This window comes from Flavobacterium aquidurense (assembly GCF_001404985.1).
Classification (GTDB): domain Bacteria; phylum Bacteroidota; class Bacteroidia; order Flavobacteriales; family Flavobacteriaceae; genus Flavobacterium; species Flavobacterium aquidurense_B.
Window position 1 is genome coordinate 355,655 of sequence record NZ_JRLF01000009.1, and the last position, 24,209, is coordinate 379,863.

Consider the following 24,209-nt stretch of genomic DNA (forward strand, 5'->3'; position numbering starts at 1 on the left):
AACTACATCAAAAAGATAACTATTTAAATTTCAACACTTGAAAGAACGTAAATTCTTCTTTTAAGAAATTTCACTTCAAATAAAGTATAAAAAAGAGTGTTTCACAAGTCTTTTTTTTGAAAAACACTCTTTTCCGATAAACAACATAAATATCCGATGAAATGCATCTTTTTGGCAAATTGAAAAATGATTCAGATAAAAAAACTTACTTTTTGAATCGTGATTTTTTGATTTTTTGCATAAAAAAATCCATTTATAGATCTATAAATGGATTTTTTTAACTCAAAAGTGAATTATTTAATAAATTATCTTTTTTGTAGTGACTTTATTGTCATCTGAAATGACCTTTACAAATAACACCTGATTATTGACTTTTAAATTGTTAATTATTAAAATGTTATCCGAAATATTTGTTTTTTTATAAATCAACTTTCCGGATAAATCATAGACAAAAACAGTACTTAAATTTTCATTTTCCGCAGCATTTATTGTAACTATTTTATTACTAACTGACACTGTCAAATCCTGATTAATAAGTTCATTATCTATAACTCCCAATGTCGAATTACTGTAACGTAAAACAAATCTGTCTGAGAAAGTTCCTGTTCCTGTAGAAAATGTATAATTGCTGGCTTGCAGATCGTGAATAACATTAGTCTCTTTATCCTCAAGATAAATAGCGTGGTTACTTAAACCCCCTTCGGCATGATCGATAGCTATTGTAAAATCACCGGTAATGGTACTACGATAGCCCAAAGGCACCTGGTCTGTATCTATAAAAGGCAATGAACGTCCCTGGATAACATAATTGTTTTCATTACTCACACTATAAAAATCCAAATACGGGTTAGCATCAAAGCTTATACCATCATATCTATTTTCAAAATCATTTGTTGCGCCATCGACATATGCTACCAATAATTGTTTGAAAGCTCCTTCTTCATTGGTCATATTCAGCCAGATACGATTTGCTGCAACTTCTGTTTCTTTAGATGATTCGCTGGCTTTAAAAAACTGACCATTAGTATTCCCTCCTATTCGCATTGCATTTGTAAATGCAATAGTTCCAGGACTATTAGCTGTTACAAAAAACGATTGCCCGGCAGCAATTCTTCCTGAAGGTGTATTATTATTATTTCCGGGAATACTTCCAGTTGGAGCAGGAGCTGTACCAACGCCACCACTAAGATTGTAACTTGCATAATCTCCAGAGTTGTATTGATAATTTGGACCAAAAACCGCTGCCGTATTATGCGTCCAAAAATATAAAGTGCCATCTAAAAATGTATTTGCTCCCAGAAAAGTTTCTGCTTTTAAAGCTGATGGATATGGATTTCCAACTAAATAAAGATTACCTGTCTGCACTGTTTCAGCAGATACATTCCCATTGTTTGGCACGCCAATAAATGAGGCTGTATAATCTGCTCCTACTGTAGTCGAATAAGTTTGCGGTCCGCGTATAATATATCCTTTACCAATTACCATACTCAAATTCGCATTAGTTCCAACCCAATTGGTTCCGTCAAATGCAAAATATTTATCATACAGCGTTAAAGGAGAAACGTCTACCAATTTCTGCGGATTAACCGGTGTAGACCAATAGACAAAATCAGCAAGACGAACGTTCGAAGCGGTACGTTTATAAACAATATTACCTACGTTAACAGCAGTTGTATTTTGTAATAAACTGGAACTATTCTGAAAAGTTACCGTACCTCCATTATTTGTTAATGCATTTGTTAACGTTAGTGTATCAAAGGACTGAATAGAAACATTTACTCCGGAATTAACTGTACAGCTACAGGCTGTAATATCTCCTGCACCAGCACCAGCAGAAGTATAATTTCCTGCAAAAATAATATTCTGATCAGCGCTTGGTGTACCATTTGACCAAGAAGTTGTATACGTATTCGTAACCAATCCTGTTACTAAAGCATTAGTTGAAACTAGAGAAGTACAACTTCCGTTACTAACTGTAAACGTATAAGTATTGGCAGAAAGTCCGGTTACATTAGCTGTTGTGCCGCTATACGGTTTTACAATAGCACCGGGATACATCGTCAAGACTCCGCCGGAAGGTAATCCGCTTAAAGCGACAGTTCCGGTAGGAACAGCGCAAGTAGGTAATGTAATTGTACCTATCACCGGAGCAGAAGGTAAAGCATTTACAGTAACAGTTGTAAAGTTAGAATTTGAAATACTGCATGGTCCGTTTTGTACTACTGCTCTAAATTGAGTTGTTTGTGTTAGAACTCCAGAAGTGTAAGCTGTAAGTCCGGCGGTACTTGCAATATCTGTCCAGGCAGAAAAAGGAGTTACTGAATATTGCCATTTTACAATGGTCCCAGTTTGTCCGGTCAAGGATAATGAAGCACTTGTAAGACCACTACAAATTGTAGTACCTCCACCAACTGATCCTCCTGCACTTGCACCAAAAATTGTCACATTAGCCACATTTGTTGTTGAAATAGTAGAGGAACAAGTTCCTGATGCTATTGCCGTAATAGTAATAGCACTAGTTCCTATGTTAGCCAAACCAACTGCTGTAAAAGTTCCTGTACCAGCTGTACCAACGGTCATTGTTGCTGTTAATCCGGTAAGTGCAGGATTGCTTCGGTTATAAGTTACTGTATAAGTACCCACAGGTAAATTTGCAGCACTTCCTGATACGGTTATTGTAGAATTTCCGTCAGTAGCGCAGGCATTGGATCCTGTAGCTCCGGTCATGCCATAAGTTGGACATGTGTATGTTATTTTTATCTGGCCGTTTCCACCATTTCCTCCTTTGTTGTTACCAATGCCCAGCAAAACCAGACCGCCGCCGCCGCCACCTCCGGGTGTAGCACCATTAGCTCCGTTTCCGGCTAAAGTTGCACCATTACCTCCGGCTCCACCACCTGTCACAGCAGCTCCACCACCACCGGCAGCTGCATCATTACCATTTGAAGCTGTGCCTGCACCACCACCAGCGCCCCCTGAATATAATAATCCGATTACAACACTTCCATTAGATCCTTTCCCTCCGGAAAAAGTTGTACCTGTACCAGCTGCGCCACCAATACCTGCAGCTCCACCTGTACCACTTGTACCGCCACCGCCGCCATTTGCTGAGACTGTTGAAAATGTTGATGCTGGTCCGCTAACACCGCTTGCAGTATTACCTGTGGGGCCGACACCAACCAAATAATTTATTGTTGTATTTGGAGTTATAGTTATTGTAGCTTTACTGTAACCGCCACCGCCACCGCCGCCTGCTGAAGTACTTGTATCATTACCTCCTCCGGATCCTCCGGCTCCCCAACATTCTGCTGTTAGTGATGTAAGTCCTGCCGCAACGACAAATGAACCATTATTTGTAAATGTGTTAGTGGTCTGAGACCATGAATAAAAAATAGAAAAAAAGGCGAGTAATAGTAATTTTCGTCTCATAATAGTAGGAATTTAAGATTAATGCATATTTTGTGTGCTGCCAGTAGGAAATCCTGAAAAAAAAGATTTTTTTTGCGGTTTTAAGATTGAATTGAAAATCTTAATTTTCTTAAAGAAAGCATTAAGTCTAAGTTACTGAAATAAAGATACTTATGAAATAAAAAGTAAAATTTACTTACAAAAATTATGTATTCTTAAATTATTTAACAAAGTTTTCCCAAAAAAATATCGTTATAGTTGTAAATTCTTACTTTTTGTAGATAATAGACAAAATTTTATAATTTGAATAATTAAATAGCCAAAGTCATGATAAACAAAGAGGTTTTGTTAAAATTAGAGCACTTTTGCGCCTATCAGGAAAGATGTCATTCAGAGGTTGTGAGCAAGCTTTATAGCTTAAAGATGACTCCTGATGAAATTGATCCTATTGTGGTTCAATTAATTGAAAATAATTTCCTGAATGAGACTCGTTTCGCATGTAGTTTTGCACGAGGAAAACACCGTATTAAAAGCTGGGGAAGAATCAGGATAACAAATGAACTTAAATTGAGACACATTTCTACGTTCAATATTACTTTGGCATTAAAAGAAATCTCGCCGGAAGAGTATGAAACGACTTTTGACTTGCTTTCTGAAAAATGCTGGAATAGTATTACGGAAAAAAACACTTTAAAAAAAAGAAAGAAATACTGTGATTATATGTTGAGAAGAGGTTATGAAAGTTTTCTGGTTTATGATAAAGTAACTTTTTTAGAAAAAAATTTAGACAATTAAAATTATTTACTCCTAAGTGGTTAAGCAGCATGATTTTTCCTATAATCTAATTCATTGTATTTTATAACTTTTCTGCGAATTATTCACTCAATAGACGTTTTTTATAACTATAAGCATAAAAAGAGTCTCGTTTTTAGTCTTATTTTACGATTTTTCTTATATTAAAAATTGTGATTTTATAAGAAATTCCACAAATCCTTCATTTTTATGATGCATTTCATCGACTATTTTAACATTTCATCGATTAAATGGCCTTTCCAAAAACCCTTTTGAATTACAACCCGTAGATGTATCTATATTTGCGCGGGCTATTTTTATTATGCCAGCATAACAAGTTGATAGAAAACATTTAACATGAAAAAAACTTTACTTTTATTTTTATTTTTACCGTTTTTAGGATTCAGCCAAGTTGATTTGGTAAAATGGAATGCAGCTAATGCTAATACTTCAAGCCCAACTTACTCAGTTGCAAATGTTACCTCCCAAAATTTATCTTCAAATAACGGAGTAAACATCAATTACACTTCATACAACAGTAGTGATACTTTTTTTCAAACAGGAGGATGGCCAACTCCCGCTGATAATGGTGGTGAGTATAACCCAACAAAATATATTCAGTTTACTTTAAAACCTAATACTGGTTATAAAGCAGATTTAAGCAACTTTATTTTTCAGGTTAGATCTGGTTCAGGAAAGTTTAGAATTAAATATTCTAAAGATGCTTCTTTTGCTACCGGAGTAAAAGATTTAATTACAGAAACTACAACTCCAAGCTCATGGACATCTTATAACTTAAGTTTTTCAGCAGAGATAAATCCTGTATTAGAATCTGAAACTGTGTATGTAAGAATCTATTCTTATAGTACTTACAATACTTTTGAGGTAAAAACAGGAACTGATACCAATAATGTTGTACCTCTTATTAGAGGAACTGTCACTAGTTTTGACTCTTCTAAAATATTAGCTATCAATGATTATGTAAGCACTACAAAAGAATTGGCGGTAAACATTAATCCTTTAAGTAATGATGTTAAAAAAGAAACAGTTACTACACTAACAATTTCTAATCCAGCCACATCTGAGGGAACTGCTATAATTAATCCGGATAAAACCATCACTTTCAATCCTGCTCAGGGATTTACCGGTTCTTCTTCTTTTAACTATACAATTACAGGACCTACAGGTACTTCTACAGCTACCATAAAAGTAACAATTACAAATACTACAGATGATAATTTATCTCTTTGGAATGGTGCTTCATCAAGTTTTAATCCTGTTACAAATACTTATGTAAATCCTAATTCACCTTTAACAGCAACTGGAGCATCACTTTCTTATGTTTATGAAAATACTACAAGCGCTTTTTTTCAAACAGGAAATTGGCCTGATCCATCTCAAAATGGAGGTAGTTTTGATGCTAATAAATACATTCAATTTAAAATTAATCCTGCAGATGCCAACCATCAATTAAATCTAAAGCAATTTAATTTTAGTTACAGAGGTGCAAATGGTCAAAAATTTCAAGTTAGATATTCAAAGGATATAAATTTCGTTACCGGAGTAAAGACTTTAATTCCTGAAACTAATAGCGCTACAACGTGGACCGCTTTAACGAATACTTTTGCATCAGATATAAGCCCTGTTCTTCCTAATGAAACAGTATATGTGAGATTTTACGTTTACAGCACTTACAATACTTTTGAAATATTAAATGGAAATGGAAATAGCGTAGGTCCAGTTATCACCGGAACTGTAAAAGACATTAATACTTTAACTGCGAACAACGATTACCAGACAGTCCCAACGGGTCAAGCTACTGTTATCCCAATCATTTCAAATGATGTTATAGGGGGTTCTGCATTACAACAAATAACAGTAACGCAGCCAACAAATGGAACTGTAACTGTAAATGGTACTTCAAGTGTAACTTTTACTCCTGCAAGTAACTTTAACGGAACAACTTCATTTACTTATACATTAAGAAATGCTGCTTCAAATTATTCATCTGCAACTGTTGGACTAACCGCAGCTTGTACTGCAGCTTTAACTGCTGGAAATAACTACTGGAAAGGATATGTTTATAACTATACAGGAAACACTCCGGCTGCTACAACGTATGCAGGATCAGTAGCTGAAAAAGCTATTTTTGACCGCAATGTAGCCGACGGTGCAATAACAGGTGACACTAGTGTTGAGGCAAATGTATTTTGTAATACTGCACCAAGCGACAAGTTTTTTGTACGTTATTTAATGAAAGCTACAACAACAGCAGAAACTTATAATATTTCTTTTGGTGCTGATGATGGTGTTCGATTGTATATTGACGGAACTTTAGTTCCTGTAACTCCTGCAAATTCATGGACTGATCATAGCTATGTAAACTACTCAGCTCAATATACTTTTACTGCAGGCACACATGATTTTGTTTTAGAATACTATGAAAATGCAGGTTCTTCAAGAGTTTCTTTTTCATATGGTGCCGTAAAAGGTAACCCAACTGTTTATGGAGATTTTAAATGGAATGTTTACGGTTATACATTGCCGGATATATCATTACCAGCTTCAAGCTATGCAGGAACTTATGTAGATAATAATCTAAATATAAATACACAAACATCTTGGGACAGAACTAAGTCACCATCATACGCTTCTGGTTGGCAAGGTGCTCCTATGGGTATTGATCAATTTGCAATTGCTTACAAACGCCAGGGGTTTCCTTGTGGCCGTTACCAGATACAATTGGTAAATTGTGATGATGTTGGTGAAATTTATATTGATGGTGTAAAAGTTTTTACACAATCAGGTTACACTAATGCCTCGGTATTAATAAATAACGGACAACAATACTCTTTAAACAAAAACTCTAAAGTTGATGTTCGTCTTAGAGAAGATGCGGGAGATGCAAATATTGCTATCAATTTTATCGATGTGCCTTTTAGCTACGATGGATCAACTGCTCCGCCAGCAAATTCTTCTATTATCATAAATAATGATTTTACGCTAACAAATGATTTAGAGGTATGTTCATGTACAGTTGCTGCAGGTAAAACACTAACCATTGCAACAGATAAAGTACTTACCGTAAATGAAAATGTTACAGTAAACTCAACTGGTAAAATAGTGGTTCAAAACAGTGGTTCTCTTGTACAAACAAACAACAGTTCTACTTATACAGGTAACACTACTTCATTTGAACTTTATAGAAATACGACTCCTATAAATCGTTTTGATTATACGTACTGGTCTTCTCCGGTAATAAATCAGACTTTATATAATTTATCTCCAAATACTTTATTCGACAAATATTTAGAATTTGATGCATCGATTAATGACTGGAAGTATCTAAATGGAGGAAATTATGTAATGCAGCCAGGAAAAGGATACATTATCAGAGGGCCTCAATCTTATGCCGCTATTGGAAATCCACAAATTTATACAGGTAAATTTGTTGGTGTACCAAATAATGGTATAATCTCAACACCGGTAACAAATAAAGCCGGTAATACAACGACAACAAACTTATTGGGTAATCCTTATCCTTCGGCTTTAAATGCTGATCAGTTTTATGCAGATAATAGTTCAGTTATAAAAGGAACTTTTTACTTATGGACGCATTCAATTACGCCGGTACCAAATGCAAATGGTCAATTTGTTTACAGCGATTCAAGCTATATATCTTATAACGCAACGGGTTCAACAGGTGCGGGAGACACAACTAATTGTACAACTTGTGGCGGAAACAAACTTACCGGAAACATTGCATCAGGGCAAGGATTCTTTGTAGAAGCTAAAACTACCGGAAATGTAGTTTTTAATAATGCATTAAGAGTAAAAACGACTGCCAGTAACAATCAGTTTTCAAGAACAGCTAAAACTACTCCTGTAGAAAAAAACAGAGTTTGGTTAAACCTTAAAAATAATGATGGTGCTTATAACGAAATGCTTTTAGGTTATGTAACTGGAGCAACGAATGAGCTGGATGACGCTTATGACGGGGATACGTATGCATCCGGAACTGCTTTATACTCTATTTTAGGAGAAAATAATTTAGTTATTCAAGGTCGTGCTTTACCTTTTGAAGAGCAAAAAGAAATAATTCCGTTAGGATATATAGCAAGCTCAGCAACTGAATATACAATTGGTATTGAAAGTGTAGATGGTTTCTTTAAAGATAAAAATGTTTATTTATTAGATAAAACCAATAATGTAGTAACCAACTTATCTGGTGAGCGATACACTTTTAAAACTGAACCAGGAACATTTAATGATCGTTTTGTGCTTTCATTTTATCAAAAAACAATAGAAACAGTAACTCCACCTGTAGCAACAGATCCAGCAACTGAGACTCCTGTAGTAACAGACCCTAAAGATCCTGCGACAGATACTCCTGTAGTTACTGATCCTAAAGACCCTACAACAGATACTCCTGTGGTAACTGATCCTAAAGATCCAACAACAGATACCCCTGTAGCAACTGATCCTAAAGATCCAACAATAGATATCCCTGTAGCAACTGATCCTAAAGATCCTGCGACAGATACACCTGTGGCAACTGATCCTAAAGCACCTACGACTGATACACCAGTAACGGAGCCTGAAACACCAAGTACAACAGTTCCGGGAGGAAGTCCAACTCCTGAAAACCCAACATTAGAAGTTCCTGAAACACCGGAAATTACTAAAAAAGAGATCATTATATACCAATCAAATAATCAGGTATTGATTGAGTCTGATCTTCTTAACATTGAATCGGTTTATGTTTATGATGTTTTAGGCAGAAATATTTTTAGTAAAGAAAATATCCACAATACTACTTATAGCACGAATCAATTATCGATTCAAAAACAAGTAATCATTGTGAAGGTCAGAACAGAAGACAACAAAATAATCACGAAGAAAATAATTCTTTAAAAACAAAAAACCATTCGCTGCGGCGAATGGTTTTTTGTTTTTATCCTATTTTTTAATTACGATTTATCAATCAAAATACTAACAGCATTCCCACCAAAACCAACTGCATTAATTAATACTCTTTTTATAGATTTTGTCTGAGTTTGTTTGGGTCCAAAAGGCACTTCAATAAAAGTATCATGCTGAAGCATTAAAAGCGCCAATTCTAAACTCAATATTCCGGACGCTCCAAAGGTGTGACCAATCTTCCATTTATTTGTCGTTAATAAAGGTAATTTAGATCCAAAGACTTTTTCGATGGCGCGCAGTTCTGTTAAGTCTCCTTTTATAGTTCCCGGTGCATGCATTACGATTGCATCAATAGTTTCTAAAGCTACATCTTTTAAAGCCATTTTCATTGATTTCTGAAAACAGGTTGCCTCTGCCGAAATAGAGATGTTATGTTCTAAGATCTCTGTAGCATAACCAACTCCTGTAACATATGCAACTGCTTTTTCTTTTTCACCCGCTTCTAAACAACAAACGGCGGCACCTTCTCCTAAAATCATGGTGTTCTGAGTTTTCTCAAAATCAAAAGCCAGGTTTGGCCACAAATCTTTATCCTGATCGATTCTGGAATATATCTTTAGAGCACGCATTTGGGCAATAGTAAAATCAGTCAATGGAGCTTCACTTCCTCCAACCAAAAATTTATCGGCCATTCCGGATTTCAACCATGCAATACCATTTAATAAAGCATGAAGTGCTGTTGAGCATGTTATAGAATGTGAAATTTCTGGTCCTGTGCTTTGTAAATCGTGTGCAATCCAGGAAGAGATATTTCCTAAAGTGGTCGTTGGCGAAGCTAAAGTCTGTGCTTTTCCAGTATCAAGATATTCTCTATAATGTTTTTCGAATAAGTCTGTTGCACCACGTGATGAACCAATATTAATTCCAAAAACAGCATCAGCATTCCATCCTGCCTGGTCAACCGCTTTTCGAGAAGCCGCTATTGCAAACAAAACCGAATCGTCTAAAAATTTATATTTAATATCTGATTCCCGTATTTCAGCAATGATTTGTTCAGATTCAGCTTCAAGAGCAGCTACTGAAGTTTGCTGCTGATCTAAAAACTGTTTAGAAAAACAATGTTGATTATCCAGATACTTTTTCCACACTGCTTCAGAAGTATTTCCTAAAGGCGAAATAGAAGAGAAAGCTGTTATAGCAATTTTATTATTCAATGTTGTGGATTTTTAATCGTAAAGTTCGGAAAATATATGGTTTAGAAAAATTTATACCATTTCGATCGCTTCTTCGATTGTTTTATATACTTTACTAAGTTGTTCATCAGTCATAATGTATGGAGGCAAGATGTAAACAATATTGCCAACCGGACGTAAAACGACTCCTTTTTCTATAAAGAAATTATAAAGTTTAGTTCGCATTGATCCATAATAACTTTCTACAGAATCTGATTTGATTTCGACAGCAAAAATAACACCCAATGTTCTGGCTGTAATTACTTTTGAATGTTTCTCAATCTTCTTTTGAAAGTTCAAATGACTTGCATTGATTCTTTTTATATTAGCCTGCATTTCTTCAGTCTGCAGCAACTCCATACTTGCCAATGCTGCGGCACAACCTGTAGGATTTGCAGTAAAAGTATGTCCATGAAACAACGCTTTGTTAATATCATCATCATAAAAAGCATCAAAAACTTCTTGTGTAAAAGTTGTAATTGCCATTGGGATTGTTCCTCCGGTTAGAGCTTTAGAAAGACAAACCATATCCGGATTTTCAGAAACATAATCCATTGCAAAGGTTTTTCCTGTTTTGCCAAAACCCGTCATGACTTCATCAGCAATAGTCAACACGTTGTTTGCTGCACAGATCTGGATTAATTTTGCCAAAGCTTCCGGTTCATACATTACCATTCCTGCTGCTCCTTGTACCAAAGGTTCGAATATAAAACCGGCACAATTATGTTTTTCGATCACATTTTTTAAGGCATCAAAACTTTCCTGTTCCTTACCTTTTACAGGAACAGGAATTCGAACAACATCTATAAACATTCCCTGAAAAGCTTGTGTGTAAAATGAGATTCCGCTTGCTGCCATTGCTGCAAAAGTATCTCCGTGAAATGCATTTTCGAAAGCAATTATTGTTGTTCGTTTTTCATTTTTGTTAAAAAAATATTGCAACGCTACTTTTATCGCTACTTCAACTGCAGTTGAACCGTTATCAGAAAAGAAGATTTTTTGCTGATTTTTAGGTAAAATCTCAATTAGTTTTTCAGCCACTTTTATAGCGGGTTCATGTGTAAAACCTCCAAACAAAACATGCTCTAAAGTTGTTAATTGTTTGTAAATCGCATTGGCAATAAATGTATTACTGTGCCCAAACGGATTCACCCACCAGGAAGCAATTGCATCAATATATTCCTTTCCGTTTTCGTCCCATAACAAAGCGCCTTCACCTCTTGAAATTGCAATTGGAGCCTGTGCAGTTTTATGTTGTGTATAAGGATGCCAAAGGTATTGGCTGTCTTTTTCTGTTAATGTCATATTTAGAATATAGATATCAGAGTATAGAAAAAAGACTAAACTCTATAATTCAGACAAAGATAGGAAAGTCTATTTTCTTTATTCTATGTTCTTTTTCTACAAGCCAAGTAAATTATCCCTGAACAAATCGGCGTATTCACGAATTACATTTTGATCAAAATAAGGCTCCTCTTCAATTCTTCCTATCAATTTAATTCCGGTTTTATTTAGAATTAAACTTTCAGTCGATTTGTTTTCGTTTCCGCTAAAGAGAATCCCGGCAACTTCAAAACCACGATTTCTAATTGCTTCAACGGTCAATAATGTATGATTGATACTTCCTAAATAATGTCTGGAAACAACGATTACTTTATAATTGGGTTTGATTAAATCTATAATAGTATCTGTTTCATTCAAGGGAACAAAAATTCCTCCTGCACCTTCAATCACTAAATGATTATTTGTTTCCGGTTCAGCGATTTGATTTAAAGTAATCCTGATTCCATCAATTTCTGCTGCTAAATGCGGACTTGCTGGTGTATTTAGCTTATAACTATTTTCGAAGACTTTAGTTTTCTTATTGGAAATTTTCGATTTTATTTTATGACTATCAGAATTATCTAAATCTCCGGCCTGAATGGGCTTCCAATAATCAGCTTCTAAAGCCTCAACAATAATTGCAGAGCTTATCGTTTTACCTACATCGGTAGAAATTCCTGTTACAAATATTTTCATAATAAATAGATTCCGGATAACACCTATTAAAAAGATCAAAGCGGATTTTTAAATTAATTGCTAACTCAAAACAAATAATCTGTGTAAATTGTTAGATCAGTTTATGTGTGGGCAATGCCACAAAAATACCATTAAAAAACAAAACCCATCATTACGACGGGTTGGATTATTTTTTATTTTTCTTCTTTTAGTTCATCAATTACTTTCTTGATTTCTCTGGCATATTTTCCATAATAAAAACTCACCCACCATTCTGTAAACACACCAATCAGTAATATTGTTATCACTAAAATAGCAACTTTTACAAGTAATTTTCCGTTTTCAAAATTTCCATTCAAAATTTCTATTGACTCATGATTTTTAAAAAATAAATAGCCTGCCAGATAAATCATCAAAAAAGGAGCCAGTACAAAGGTAAAGGTTTTATAAAGCTGCATATTAAGCCTAATATCATAATAGGTTTCATATAAACTGTCTTTGGTAGTCAATGCAGCTTTATCCAATCTCTTGTAAAATAGAAAGAGTTGTGCCAGATAATAAATACTTATTGCGATGATTATTCCATATATAAAATAATAAGGGCCTGTTAATCTTGACGGAAACTCACTATGTAATGGCAAAAAACCTATAACTAACAAAGCTAAAATCTGTCCGAAAAGCTCTTTACGTAAATTTTTTCTAATCTTATCCAATGGCATATTCGCTGATTGTATTTTTGACAAATTATCCGGAACAATAATATTATCTGTCTTTTCGTTGTTCCATGCGTTTTGTATATCGTTAAAATCCATATCCTTGATTTTTAATTATTTCTTTTAATTTTTCTTTTGCCCTGTTTAATTTTACTCTTGCATTTCCTTCTGATATTCCCAGGTTTTCTCCTATTTCTTTGTGAGAAAAGCCTTCTAACTGATAGAAAATAATTGCCTTATCTATTTTCTCCAATTTCTGAACAGCTTTATAAAAATGATCGATCTGACTTTCTTTGATATTAGAATCGCTTTCATCGTCTTTGATATTTTCAGAAGCTATTTCATATTTATCTACTTTTCGTTTTTCTTTTCTTAAAAAAACAATTGCTGTATTTACTGCAACACGATACATCCAGGTCGAAAACTGACTTTCGTTTCTAAAAGAATCATACGATTTCCAAAGCTGACAAATAATCTCCTGAAACAAATCTTGCTGATCATCAGGATTATCCATGTACATTTTAGAAACCTTGTATAAAATTCCTTTATGACTTTCGATCCTTTTTAAAAATTCTTGTTCTTTCTCTTTCAAAACGATACTATTTCGTTACTGGTTTTACTATGTATCCTGCTTTTCTCAGTAAATTAATTAATCCTAAATCACCCGCTAAATGTGCCGATCCAACTGCCACAAATAAGCTTTCATTTTTCATCATTTCAGGCAAAATTTTTGCCCAATTTATATTTCTCTCATAAAGCATATATTTTTTTGCTTTATCGTTCATTACTTTTTCGGCTGTTATAATTTCATATAAATCTTCTAATTTTTCTTGTTTGTAAGCCACAACCATATCTTTCGATAATTCTGTATCAGATTCCTCCAGCATTGCAATCATTTCATTTACAGAATAAGCATTTTCAAACGATTTAAATTGAGATTTTACGGTTTCTAATCCCCCAATTTGTTCCTTACGTTTCTTTGCACTTGCTATAAAATCCATTTCATAAAACTTCATATCGCTACATTCAAAACTTTTTGATAAGATCAAACTCATAACACTCATTAAACTAAAAGAATCAACTTGCTGAAGGGTTATTCCGCCGGATTTTTTCAATATCGCATCTAATTTAGTCAATTGTTCCGGAGTTAAACTTTTACTTAAAGGTTCTTTTCCCATTACCATTTGCTGCATATCAGTCATTTGCGTTGGATCATCAAGATTAACTTCTAAAATTAATTTCTCAGATACATCAAATGCTTTTTTTGTTTTTTCCGAAAGAAAATAATCTCCTGAACAAATCATATGTATCGTTCCATATAAATAAGTAGGCTTTGATAATCCGTTTCCTGATACTTCCCATAAAAGTGAATTCTCTAGTTTTGGTGAGTTTGTTTGTGCCTGAGTCGTTGTACTAAAAATTAAAACGATTACGATTACTGTTGCTTTAAATAAATTTTTCATTTTGTAGATTGATTAATGTTATAGATTGATTTGATAATTAAAACTCCTCTATTTTTTACTGTATTGTTCTTTTTTTATCGAAGCGAAAGTCGCCACAAGCAAACAAACAATTATAATAAAAAGATGGGGATAAGGTTTACCGTATAGATGATGGTTTACCAATGAATAGGTTACTTGCAATGAGGTTAAAAAAAGCAATACATTACAAATGATTCTTTTAATTGAAGTGATTATAGTTTTCATAATTATTTTGGTTTATTTGATTACGACTCGTAAGTAATCAAACAGTCAAAACGTTACAAAAAAAATTAAAGTTTTTTAGAAAACCTATAAAAATAAGGTCCTTCAAAAGATCTAAGTGTCATCTTGGGGCGGAGTCGAAGGCTGGATAATTGGAACGGGATTATACTCTGTGAGACAATGTTAAATCTTAAAACACAAAATCCCTTAACAATTCTAATATTTGGTTAATTTCATCTTCAGAGTTATAACTATGGATGCAAAAACGCAAACGCTCCTGACCTTCCGGAACTGTTGGCGAAAGAATTGCTTTTACATCAAAACCTTTGTCTTGCAATTGTTGTGCTAATCGCTTTACGTTTTCGTTTCCTGGAACTATCGCTGATTGTATTGCTGATTTGCTTCGAACAAACATTGGTTTCAGTCCTAATAAATTTTTCTGTTGATTAAACAAGATAATATTTTGACGCAATTTTTCGATAGTTTGTTTTTCAACTTCTAATTGCTGATATGCTACCAGGATTGTAGCAACTGAATGTGGTGATAATCCTGTTGTATAAATAAAACTTCTGGCAAAGTTTACTAAATATTCCTTAAGATCTATACTTCCTAAAATTACGGAACCGTGGCACCCTAAACCTTTCCCAAAAGTCATGATTCTGGCAAAGATCCTGTTATGTATTTGAAGGTATTGTGCTAAACCTTCGCCTTTTTCTCCAAAAACACCTAAAGTATGAGCTTCGTCAACGACTAAATAGCAATTGTATTTTTCAGACAACTCTACTAATTCTTCCAGATTTGGACTATCACCATCCATCGAAAAAACGGTTTCAGTAACAATATAAATATTCGTATCCGGAAATTTCAGGATAAGATGCTCCAGATCTTCAAAATCATTGTGATTGAATTTATACGATTTGGCATTAGACATTATGATTCCGTCGCGAATAGATGCATGACTTAATTCATCATAAAGTATAACATCATTACGCTGCGGTACAGCGCTAAAAAAACCAACATTGGCATCGTAACCCGAATTAAATATTAAAGCCGATTCAGCCTCATGAAATTGCGCAATAAACGTTTCTGCAATTTGATATGCGGCATGATTGCCCGAAATTAAACGAGAACCTGTTGCACCATTTTGTATAATATCATTTTCTATTAAATAATGGTGTGATAATCTGAAAATCGTTTCTGACCTAGAAAATCCAATATAATCATTAGACGAAAAATCAACAAGGTTATTAAAACTTGGCAATTGTCTTAATGAATTATTTTGCTTTCGGTTTTCAAGCTTCTGAATAAGGTTTTCCGGTAATTTCATAAAAACAAAGTTATGAAATTGAAGTTGATATTAAATAAACAGCGGGTTTGATAATACCCGCTGTTTTTAATTTACTTTCTAAATCGAGCTTATAAAAGGTGATTCTCTGCTAAATTTAGACTCAGACATTTCCTGAATCATAAATTTAGCAATATCAATTGCACTGATTTTATCGCCCAAGCAATCCTCTAAACTTACTGAAATCTGAGAACTCATATCATTAAATTCAATAAACGGAACCCGAACCTGAGTCCAATTGACATCACTTTCGACCAAAAGATCATATGTTTTTTGACGGTCTTCCTGAATTACAGGAAAGTTTGTTTTCATCCATTCTGTAGCCGAAGTAGTTTTGGGACTTTTTTTATCAAATGGCGTATCAATGTTTAACCCAGCCAATAAAACATAACGTTCAATTTTGTAATTGTTCATTATTTTCAAAATATTGTTGGTGGCTGAACTTGCAACAAGAGGTTCCTCTTTTCGCTGACCAACCGTGCTAATTACAGCCTGACAATCCTCTAGTAATACTTTTATGGATTCAATCTCCAGGGCATCACCTTTGATAATTTCGATTTGTGAACTTTTAATGGTAAAATTCTCCGGATTTCGCAGCAGAAGTTTTATGCTGAATCCTTCTTTTAATAACTGGTTTACAAGATAATTTCCAGTTCTTCCGCCACCGCCTAAAACAGCAACTTTTTTTATATTTTTCATATATTACTTTATAAAATTTGACATAATTAATTGCGTTTTATCAAGCTGATAAAACGAAATAATAAAAGCTTACTGAGCTTTTATAAATAATCAATATTTTATAAAGAGATTCTAATAGTTCAAATGTAAAAATAAAAAGACAGATTTGATTATCGACTTCTGTTTATTTCAGTTTTTCTTTTTCTACCCAGATAAAATTTCCTTTTTCTGTTGCATCGAGTAAATCAACCTCTAATCCGGCTGCAATACTCGTTGCCAGTTTGAAAGCCTGTTTTGAATCTAAATATACCGAAATGGGTTTCTTTTTAGTTTCTGTGAGATAAATATTTACTTCAAAATCCCTGTCTGTGTGATTTTTGTAAACCGAAACATATTTAACATCCTCAAATACGGTGTCTTTACACAAAGGAATTCCAAATAATGTAAAATTAAAGCGAACTTTTTTGTCTTTTAAATCAGTGTAAACTCTCTTCGTAAATGTTACTCCTGCAGCACAAACAAATAAAAAAAAGACAGCAGTGATAAAGTATACCGCATGCCAAATTCTTCCATAATAAAACAATTCAACTGTTTTACATATTGTATGAAACATAAAAAAATACAGGGGAATAGAAATCAAAAAATGCCAGAAAGGTCGATCTGAACTGTAAACTAATTTATATTGCTGAGGATTTTTCATTTTTCAAAAATAAAAAAAGCCATTCACCGCAGCGAATGGCTTTTAAAAATTATTTTAAAATTGTCTTAGTCAACTAAAACAATTACTTTATTGTCTTTCATCTCGATAGTACCTGACTGAATCTCTAATGTATAAGTCTGGTCGTTTACTCTCGTGAATTTACTCGCTACGTCTTTAGAAAAATTAAAACTTGGCGCTGCAATTTTTACAGTTCCTTTTTCCAGAATAGAAACAATAGGAGCGTGATTATTCAATATTTGAAAGCTTCCATCAACTCCAGGCAATGTAACAGATGTTACTTCTCCTGAAAATAATTTTGCCTCTGGTGATACTATTTCTAAAATCATATTTTTTTAGTTAACAGTCTCAGTTAAGAGTCTCAGTACTGAATACTGCGACAGAATACTGAGAACTAGATTATGCTTCAGCTAACATTTTTTCTCCAGCTTCGATAGCATCCTGAATAGAACCTTTTAAGTTGAAAGCTGCTTCAGGAAGATGATCTAACTCACCGTCGATAATCATGTTGAATCCTTTGATAGTATCTTTAATGTCAACCAAAACTCCAGGAATACCTGTAAATTGCTCCGCTACGTGGAAAGGTTGAGACAAGAAACGTTGAACACGACGTGCTCTTGATACTGATAATTTATCTTCTTCAGATAACTCTTCCATACCAAGAATCGCGATAATATCCTGCAATTGTTTGTATTTTTGAAGAATCTCTTTTACTCTTTGTGCACAGTCGTAATGCTCATTTCCTAAGATTTGAGGAGTCAAAATTCTTGAAGTAGAATCTAACGGGTCAACCGCTGGATAAATACCTAACTCAGCAATTTTACGAGACAATACAGTTGTAGCATCTAAGTGAGCAAATGTTGTTGCCGGTGCCGGGTCAGTTAAATCATCCGCAGGAACGTAAACCGCTTGTACAGATGTAATAGATCCTTTGTTTGTAGATGTAATACGCTCTTGCATTGCTCCCATCTCTGTTGCTAGAGTTGGCTGATATCCTACTGCAGAAGGCATACGTCCTAAAAGTGCTGATACCTCAGAACCTGCTTGTGTAAAACGGAAGATGTTATCAACGAAAAACAATACGTCTTTACCTTGATCAGTTCCAGCTCCATCACGGAAATACTCAGCGATAGATAATCCTGAAAGTGCCACACGTGCACGAGCTCCAGGAGGCTCATTCATTTGTCCGAAAACGAAAGTAGCTTTAGACTCTCTCATTCCTGGCATATCTACTTTAGATAAATCCCATCCTCCATTTTCCATAGAGTGCATGAAATCATCCCCGTATTTAATAATTCCTGACTCTAACATCTCACGAAGCAAGTCATTTCCTTCACGTGTTCTTTCTCCTACTCCTGCGAATACAGAAAGTCCACCGTGACCTTTTGCGATATTGTTGATCAACTCCTGAATCAATACAGTTTTACCAACACCAGCACCACCAAACAATCCAATTTTACCACCTTTTGCATAAGGCTCAATCAAATCGATTACTTTAATACCTGTGAATAAAACTTCAGATGAAGTTGATAAATCTTCGAATTTAGGTGCTTGTCTGTGAATAGACAAACCGTTTTCTCCTGTTTTTGGCAAGTTTCCTAAACCATCAATTGCATCTCCAATTACATTAAATAATCTTCCATATACATCTGGACCGATTGGCATTTGGATTGGATTACCAGTTCCAACTACTTCATATCCTCTAGACAAACCGTCTGTAGAGTCCATAGAAATGGTACGAACAGTGTTTTCTCCAATGTGAGATTGCACTTCTAGAACTAATAATGTTCCGTCTTTTTTAGTGATTTCTAGTGAATCATAAATTTTTGGAAGTTCAACATCCTTACCGTTGAAAACTACGTCAACTACTGGTCCAATGATTTGAGCAACTTTTCCTATTACTTTTGACATTACTTATGTATTTATTAAATAGCTATTTAGGTTTATCGAAAATACCTCTTTTTTCAGAGCGCAAAGATAATTTTTTAAAATATAAAATCAATTTTTTTTTATAAAAAATACTATTATTTTGTTTGATTCCTAAAAGTCAGGCTTCAAATACCGAAAAAAGCATTTTTTTACAAAAATAAAAAAAGCCACTACATTTTGCAAATGAGTGACTTTCTTACTAAAAAAATTGGCATTATTTTATCGTTGCACCATATTGAATTGGATATAAAGCCAAATCTACATAACGTAACGTTGAGCCGTATTTTGCATTAATAGCATCTATAAATATATTTGCAATTAAACCGTAACCTCTTGGACTTGGATGTATACCATCCAAAGAAAAAGCCCCACCAACAGCATAAGAAGAAGTCATTGTAAAATTACCAAAACGAATTCCTCCGCTGGACAACTGCGTCAATACACTTCTTGTATCAACAAAAGCCAATCCTTTTGCCTCTGCGGCGGCGGCAATTATGACATTATAAGCATCTGTTGCTACTTTAATTTCAGCAATCTCAGATGGAATCAACACATGTTTATCTTGTAATGGAAATGATACTCCAAATGCATTTAATGGATATGGAGGTGCAATTCCTACACCAGAATCAAGAGCAGTTGGCGCTGTACCAATAGCAGCTCTGGTCGTTAACAATAACAAATCTGTAGCTTTGGCCTGTCTTGCCTGACCAAATATTGCCCCATAAAAAGCTGCAGTCTGTGCTCCCAGTGTTGGGGTAAATGCTGCTGCTAACTGTGCAGACAAATTAGGCAGTGTTTCATCTTTTATCAACACAGGACTTGTAGACGTTTCAGACAATAAATTAATTCTGTCTCCCGCACCAAAAGCAGTTAAAGCTTGTTTTAGCGGACCATATAATTGCGCATTAAGCAACTTAATAGTTGCCAGACCAACTGTTTCATTATCTTTTCCAATTGATTTTGCCGTAAGCGGATTATAAGGAACTGTTGTAAAATGCGGCAAAGTTGTAATGTAAGGCAAATTTGCAACTACCCCTTTTGCACCATTTGCAGTCAAGGTAGTAACCAATGTATTGTATGCAAAATTAAAAGTTGCTGTTGGGGTTATATCGTCTCCCAAAACAGGATCCTGAGAAGTAGGCACTCCTCCGTTTGTAGCATAACCCAAAACATCATTTCCTCCAATAAACAAAGAAAAGAATGTAGGAGCCTGCGCTACAGCATCAGCCAGAACACTAGTCGTAGGCGAAGAAGAAAAACGTGCAAAATAAGGATTTGCTGTAGCAGGAGTTGCAAAAACCCCGGCAAGATTTCCATATCCGGGTGCAATTAAGTGAAAACTTTTTGCACCAGGAATTCCCATATTACTAAAAGTTCCCGTTAAATGCGCGGTTATTGCAGTTCCGGAAACCCCCGGAATATTCACAGGAGCACTTGTAGCCGGATTAAAGATTAATCTTGTTGGAAATTTAGCCACTTGCACACCTCCGGAAGAAAACCCTCCGGTATTATCCAGCATTAAAGGCGTTGTAAAAGCTCCGCCACCTGCCGCTGCAAATTGCTGCGATAAGATATTGGCATATGAATTACTCTGTCCTTTTGCAAACAAAGCACCATCACTATAACCGGCAGCAAACGAATCTCCAAGTGCTATGTATTTTGTAAAAACTGCTGATCCTGGAACAACCGGAACTTCGGCAGGAGTATCATTACTATCATCATTATTACATGCCATAAAGGTTAAAGAAACCAATAATAGCCATTTCATATTTTTTATCATCTTATTAAGTTTAAAATTATTACGTCTTTCCACTTTATTTATTTAAAAAACAAAAAGAAAGAAACCTGCTTCATCTCACTACTTTTATAATTACGGATTAATTGTCCAGGAAACAAACCATTGCTGACCAATTGCTCCTGCCCCAATTACCTGGATATAATCTGATCCGAAAAGGTTTGTTGCCCCAACTTTAAAAACTGATTTCCATTTTGTCAAAGCATAATTTATCTGAGCATCAAGCACTGTGTTTTCCGGAACAATTCCATCTCCAAAAGAAGATTGCCATAAATATTCTGTATTCCATCTTACATTAATATTAAAACCTAAATTTTTAATCACTTTAGCATTTCCAAGAGATGCTTTAATTCTATGTTTTGGCGTATTAAAACCTGCTATAAAACTTGGATCGTCTGCCTGATTAAAATCAAACTGCGCATAGTTATAATTTGCACCTACTTCAAAATCTTTATATACTTTTTTAGACAAACCAACACCAAAACCTAGTGACGAAACCTGAGCAGTAGTATTAGTATACACCTGATAAACTCTTCGATCTCCAAAAGCCAGTGCCTGATATGTTTGTTGTACTGATGGATTTGTTGCATCCGTTCCTACAGTTCCATAATAAGGAGATATTACTCTGGCCGTATTCATGAAATCATTATAAATATTATAATAAGCATTCAAATCGATTGACAAATCATTTTGAACCACTGAACGATATCCTACTTCAAAAGCCTGAACCTGCTCCGGTTTAACCAATCCAATATTAGCTACTTTAAGATCAGCAGGATTAGCTGATGCAGCAAATGCCTGAACAGAAGCTACTGTATATGCATTGTGATACGCATTTTGACCAGACATTGCGATCGTAGCAGGCTGACCTGCGACTGTTTGTCCTGCAGCACTTACATTAACAGTTTCCTGAAAACGATCTAAATTTTCCGGAGCTGAACCAATTAATGCAAATGGCCCTAAATCTAAACCAATATATTGATCTTGTGTTGTTGGGTTACGGAAACCTGTTTGATAAGACAATCTGAAATTATGTCTTTTAGATTCTCCGGCAGAATAAACAAATGAAACTCTTGGAGATAAATTACCGTCAAAGTTTTGACTTTTATCATAACGTAATGATCCTGTAAATTTCAATCTGTCGTCCATGAATTTTTTAGTCAACTGACCATAAGCTCCATATTCTCTATAACTGATTGGACCGTCATAATCTGTAAAAATAGTTCCTTCAGAATCCATTACATATTCTCTCCATGAACCACCAACCTGAATCTCAGCCCATTTAATCATGTCTCTGAAATTGTAATTCACATCAGAGTGATATAATTTTGAATGATCAATAAATTTTGCCCCCTGAGTTAAATCAGGATTAGAAACAACCGTTGCAAGAGCATTATTAAATTGAGCAGAACCTGGTTCGAATCTTGCAGAACCTTTAGGTTTAGGAATAAAAGAAATTTGAGCAGGAAGTACATTATAATCTGCAAAATTTCTTGCGATTGCAGCAGATTCATTTGCGTTTGTACCCATAACAGCACCAGATAACTGATAAGCTGTTGCATAATTAGTAAACCACTCCTGATCTGATTTTGCAGCTCTGTTAACATTCCATGCAGCAAATCTCATATCATATGAATTTCCAGCATCTTCATCTGTAGCATATACTCTCGCAAAAAAGTTTTTCCCTTTTACTTCAACTTTTCCTTGTTGCATCATAAAATCCTTCAAAGCATATCTATTAGCTCCCTGATAAATTGTACTTCCCAAACCAATTTTATACTGCATGATAATTTCTGTATCATCAGCAAAAGGTCTGATATGAGCAGAGAAATCTGCTTTTACGTTTTTAACTTTATTATCAGTCACATCTTGTTCACGATAACCGGTTCTGCTTACTTGCCCCACATTAGGGATAAAAGTAGTTACCTCATCACCATAAATATTTAATCCATCATAATTTTGATTATTTGCATGTCCAATAGAACCACCTGTCATACTTCTGGTATCGGCAGCAATCCACTCTGTTGCTTCCATATATGTGAAATTAGCTTTTAACGCAAAATGTTTGGTAAATGCTTTTGCAGCCCTAATTCCAAAATCATTATAATCATTTGTTCCGGCAGCTTTTTGAGTTGTCTGACCGTATTTATAGTAAACACTAATTCCTTCATTTGTAAAAGGACTTTTACTATTCATAAACATAATACCATTAAAAGCATTTGCTCCGTAAAGTGCCGAAGAAGCACCAGGCAAAAGTTCCACATTAGCTACATCTATATCCGAGATCCCTATTAAATTTCCTAACACAAAGTTTAATGCCGGAGAAGAATTATCCATTCCGTCAACTAATTGCATAAAACGAGTATTAGCCACAGAAGCAAAACCACGCGTATTAATAGATTTAAACGAAATACTACTTGTATTAAAATTTACCTCTTTTAAATTTTCCAAACCATCATAAAAAGTTGGCGCGGTAGTATTTCTAATTTCCTGAATCCCCATTCTTTCAATAGTAACAGGCGACTCAATTACCCTTTCAGGAGTCCTCGAAGCCGAAACAACAATTTCATCCAGTTTAGTTTCTTCATCTTTTAAAACTACATCTACTTTTTGATTCGTCGACGTTACATTAATCGTTTTAGATTCAAACCCTACTGCCGTTACTTTAATCGTCAAGGGTAACTTTACAGAAGTGCTTAGTTTAAATGTACCATCAAAGTCGGTTGAAGTACCGCTTCGTTCTCCCACAACACTTACGTTAGCACCAGGAATAGATTGTTTGTTACCATCAGTAACAGAACCGGTAATTGTATTTTGAGCGAAGGATATTCCGCTGAAAAACAACATAATTAGTAAATATACTCTCATTTAGGTTTGTTTTTGGTTAGTTTATATAGCCAAAATACAAATAATTTTGATATTAATAAAAAAATGTTAAATAAAATCAATATTCTATATTAATTTCGTTACAATTT

The 24,209-nt window shown here is 34.6% G+C and carries 17 protein-coding genes; 2 read left to right on the plus strand and 15 right to left on the minus strand.

The window, feature by feature from the left end; translation table 11 throughout:
- Nucleotides 1–297: 297 nt before the first annotated feature.
- Nucleotides 298–3,429, minus strand: coding sequence for a T9SS sorting signal type C domain-containing protein (locus RC62_RS07565; RefSeq protein WP_055094140.1), 3,132 nt, complete (start codon nt 3,427–3,429; stop codon nt 298–300).
- Nucleotides 3,430–3,735: 306 nt separating this feature from the next.
- On the opposite strand from RC62_RS07565, the gene RC62_RS07570 reads away from it, so the two are divergent.
- Nucleotides 3,736–4,203 (plus strand): regulatory protein RecX, encoded by a 468-nt coding sequence (locus tag RC62_RS07570; protein ID WP_055094142.1) that lies wholly within the window; start codon nt 3,736–3,738, stop codon nt 4,201–4,203.
- Between the two features lie 354 nt (nt 4,204–4,557).
- Nucleotides 4,558–9,114, plus strand: coding sequence for an Ig-like domain-containing protein (locus RC62_RS07575; protein WP_055094144.1), 4,557 nt, complete (start codon nt 4,558–4,560; stop codon nt 9,112–9,114).
- 56 nt (nt 9,115–9,170) lie between these two features.
- On the opposite strand, the gene RC62_RS07580 is transcribed toward RC62_RS07575, so the two are convergent.
- The 14 genes from RC62_RS07580 to RC62_RS07640 form a co-directional block, all read right to left on the minus strand.
- Complete coding sequence (locus RC62_RS07580) at nt 9,171–10,337, minus strand: beta-ketoacyl synthase N-terminal-like domain-containing protein (protein WP_055094146.1); 1,167 nt, start codon at nt 10,335–10,337, stop codon at nt 9,171–9,173.
- 51 nt (nt 10,338–10,388) lie between these two features.
- Nucleotides 10,389–11,660 (minus strand): adenosylmethionine--8-amino-7-oxononanoate transaminase, encoded by a 1,272-nt coding sequence (gene bioA / locus RC62_RS07585; RefSeq protein ID WP_055094148.1) that lies wholly within the window; start codon nt 11,658–11,660, stop codon nt 10,389–10,391.
- Between the two features lie 96 nt (nt 11,661–11,756).
- Nucleotides 11,757–12,374 (minus strand): dethiobiotin synthase, encoded by a 618-nt coding sequence (gene bioD, locus RC62_RS07590; RefSeq protein ID WP_055094150.1) that lies wholly within the window; start codon nt 12,372–12,374, stop codon nt 11,757–11,759.
- Between the two features lie 173 nt (nt 12,375–12,547).
- The gene (locus RC62_RS07595; RefSeq protein WP_055094152.1) at nt 12,548–13,165 is read right to left on the minus strand and encodes a hypothetical protein; all 618 of its coding nucleotides are present in this window, start codon (nt 13,163–13,165) and stop codon (nt 12,548–12,550) included.
- Complete coding sequence (locus RC62_RS07600; RefSeq protein WP_055094154.1) at nt 13,155–13,658, minus strand: RNA polymerase sigma factor; 504 nt, start codon at nt 13,656–13,658, stop codon at nt 13,155–13,157. Before RC62_RS07600 ends, RC62_RS07595 begins: the two co-directional genes overlap by 11 nt.
- Before the next feature lie 7 nt (nt 13,659–13,665).
- Entirely contained in the window at nt 13,666–14,529 is an 864-nt protein-coding gene (locus tag RC62_RS07605; protein ID WP_055094156.1) for a TraB/GumN family protein, read from the minus strand.
- Nucleotides 14,530–14,577: 48 nt separating this feature from the next.
- The gene (locus tag RC62_RS22850) at nt 14,578–14,772 is read right to left on the minus strand and encodes a hypothetical protein (protein ID WP_157472412.1); all 195 of its coding nucleotides are present in this window, start codon (nt 14,770–14,772) and stop codon (nt 14,578–14,580) included.
- A gap of 187 nt (nt 14,773–14,959) precedes the next feature.
- Nucleotides 14,960–16,096: an aminotransferase class I/II-fold pyridoxal phosphate-dependent enzyme gene (locus tag RC62_RS07610; protein ID WP_055094158.1), complete on the minus strand. Its 1,137-nt coding sequence runs from the start codon at nt 16,094–16,096 to the stop codon at nt 14,960–14,962.
- Nucleotides 16,097–16,174: 78 nt separating this feature from the next.
- Nucleotides 16,175–16,813 (minus strand): NAD(P)-dependent oxidoreductase, encoded by a 639-nt coding sequence (locus RC62_RS07615; protein ID WP_055094160.1) that lies wholly within the window; start codon nt 16,811–16,813, stop codon nt 16,175–16,177.
- A gap of 163 nt (nt 16,814–16,976) precedes the next feature.
- On the minus strand, nt 16,977–17,492 hold the full coding sequence (locus tag RC62_RS07620; RefSeq protein WP_055094162.1) for a hypothetical protein: 516 nt from the start codon (nt 17,490–17,492) through the stop codon (nt 16,977–16,979).
- 65 nt (nt 17,493–17,557) lie between these two features.
- Nucleotides 17,558–17,839 (minus strand): F0F1 ATP synthase subunit epsilon, encoded by a 282-nt coding sequence (locus RC62_RS07625; RefSeq protein WP_055094163.1) that lies wholly within the window; start codon nt 17,837–17,839, stop codon nt 17,558–17,560.
- Between the two features lie 70 nt (nt 17,840–17,909).
- Nucleotides 17,910–19,421 carry a F0F1 ATP synthase subunit beta gene (gene atpD / locus RC62_RS07630; RefSeq protein ID WP_047777068.1) on the minus strand — a complete coding sequence of 504 codons (1,512 nt, stop codon included), beginning with the start codon at nt 19,419–19,421 and terminating at the stop codon, nt 17,910–17,912.
- A 232-nt stretch (nt 19,422–19,653) separates the two neighbouring features.
- Entirely contained in the window at nt 19,654–21,207 is a 1,554-nt protein-coding gene (locus tag RC62_RS07635; protein WP_316932853.1) for a G-D-S-L family lipolytic protein, read from the minus strand.
- Nucleotides 21,208–21,309: 102 nt separating this feature from the next.
- Nucleotides 21,310–24,102: a TonB-dependent receptor gene (locus RC62_RS07640; protein ID WP_055094167.1), complete on the minus strand. Its 2,793-nt coding sequence runs from the start codon at nt 24,100–24,102 to the stop codon at nt 21,310–21,312.
- Nucleotides 24,103–24,209: the final 107 nt, after the last annotated feature.